The 2,095-nt window shown below is 62.8% G+C and carries 2 protein-coding genes and 1 pseudogene; all 3 read left to right on the top strand.

What is annotated here, in order from left to right:
- The first annotated feature begins 327 nt into the window (after positions 1-327).
- Positions 328-882, top strand: coding sequence for a DUF1836 domain-containing protein (locus JX325_RS15760; protein ID WP_204792002.1), 555 nt, complete (start codon positions 328-330; stop codon positions 880-882).
- Between the two features lie 2 nt (positions 883-884).
- Positions 885-1,757, top strand: a complete 873-nt coding sequence (locus JX325_RS15755) for a DegV family protein (RefSeq protein ID WP_204792001.1) — start codon at positions 885-887, stop codon at positions 1,755-1,757.
- Between the two features lie 24 nt (positions 1,758-1,781).
- Positions 1,782-2,095: pseudogene (locus JX325_RS15750) on the top strand (50S ribosomal protein L11 methyltransferase); the annotation flags it as partial.

Genomic DNA, 2,095 nt, shown 5'->3' with positions numbered 1-2,095 from the left:
AACTTGCACCTGGCGTCAGCGGTAGAAAATCTCCAATGGACAGTAGAGCAAACAACATTCCTGTGTAAAGTCCACGCATTGACCTGATGAGCCATAAGCTCAAAAGAGGACAGGGATTGGGACAGGCACTGCCTGGAAAGAATGCCGATTTCAATTTCAGCCAGATTCAGCCAGAATGCGTGAATGGGGGTATAATGGATTTCCAATCCCCCAAAATATGGTTTACAAAACCGCGTCCTGGTGTTACAATAACCATTGCGAGCCGCCCGGCCCCGCCGGGCGGCTTTTTAACTGTGAAGAAAACGGAGCTTCAAGAAAGGACGACTCATGAACGATTTGACCGACCTTCTCTCCCGCCTCCAGGACCAGCGCCCTGTGGGCTGGGACCAGCTGCCGGACTTCTCCTTGTATATGGATCAGGTCCTCTCCTACATGGACCGGCAGGTTATCCGCTTCGACGGAGACGACGGCCTCACCGCCGCCATGGTGAACAACTACACGAAAAGCGGGCTGGCCCCCCGGGCCGAGGGGAAGAAGTACGGCCGGGAACACCTGGCCTACTTCACCGCCATCTGCGTCTTAAAGCGGGTCATGTCCACCCGGGACATGGATCTTCTGATCCGGGAGGAGCTTCAGGACCGGCCGGTGCGGGAGGGGTACGGCGCCTTTTGCCAGAGCCTGGACAAGGCGCTGAACATCACCGCCGGTGAGCTGGCCGCCCGGCTGGGGGACCAGGAGCTGGACGGCGCCGCCCTGGCGGACGCCGCCATCCACTTCTCCCTTTTGAGCTACGCCGCCGGCGTGGCGGGGAGCCGCTGCGTGGCCCTCCTCCGGGAGCGGAAGGGCCCCCCCAAGGGCAAAAAAGAAAAGGAGCGTGAGTGAACATGTCCGACTACGTCATTATGACCGACAGCTGCTGCGACCTCTCCGCGGAGCTGGCGGCGGAGCTGGAGCTGGAGGTGCTGCCCCTGCGGCTGGAGCTGGAGGGCAGGAGCTACCGGAACCTGCTGGACGGCGGCGAGATCGGTTTCCAGGAGTTTTACGCCAAGGTCCGCTCCGGGGCCATGCCGGTGACCTCCGCCGTCAACGTGGGGGAGTTCGACGCCGCCATGCGGCCCATTCTGGAGGCGGGGAAGGACATTTTGTGCCTGTGCTTCTCCTCCGCCCTCTCCACCACCTACCAGTCCGCCGTCATTGCGGGAAGAGAGCTGGAGGAGGCCTTCCCGGAGCGGAAGGTCCGGGTGGTGGACAGCCTCTGCGCCTCTATGGGACAGGGCCTTTTGGTCTGGCTCTGCGCCCAGGAGAAGAAGAAGGGGAAAACCCTGGAGGAGGTTTTGGACTTTGCCGAGGGGGCCAAGGGGAACATCTGCCACTGGTTCACCGTGGACGATTTGAACCACCTGAAGCGGGGCGGCCGGGTCAGCGCGGCGGCGGCGCTGTTCGGGACCATGCTCTCCGTCAAGCCCGTGCTCCATGTGGACAGCCAGGGGCGGCTGATCCCCATGGAGAAATGCCGGGGGCGGAAGGCCTCCCTGCTGGCCCTGGTGGACCACATGGAGAAAACCGCCGTGGAGCCGGAGCGCTACCCGGTGTTCATCAGCCACGGGGACTGCCGGGAGGACGCCGAGTTTGTGGCGGAGGAGGTCCGCCGCCGCCTGGGCGTGCGGGAGGTCTATATCCATTACGTGGGCCCCGTCATCGGCAGCCATACCGGGGCGGGAGTCATGACGCTGTTCTTCGTTGGAAGAGAACGGTGAGAACCGGTAGAAAGGCGGTTTGACATGCGCTGGCTGGAGGTACACATCGACACGAACCACGCCGGGCTGGACACGGTCCAGGCGATGCTGTCCGGACTGGACGTGGACGGCGTGATGATTGAGGACGAGGAGGAGTTCCAGGACTTCCTGGAAAATAACCACGACTACTGGGACTATGTGGACGAGGACCTGGAGCGCCATATGGCGGGCCGGTCCCGGATCACCTTCTACCTGGAGGCCCAGGAGGCGGGCTTTGCCAAGCTGGGGGAGGTCCGCGTTGCCCTGGAGGGCTTGAAGCGGGAGCGCCGGGACCTGGGGACGCTGCTGATGACCCTGGA

This window comes from Oscillibacter sp. CU971, assembly GCF_905219725.1.
Lineage (GTDB): Bacteria > Bacillota > Clostridia > Oscillospirales > Oscillospiraceae > Oscillibacter.
The sequence above is the reverse complement of the archived record's forward strand: the minus strand, read 5'-3'. Positions and strand labels throughout refer to the sequence as shown.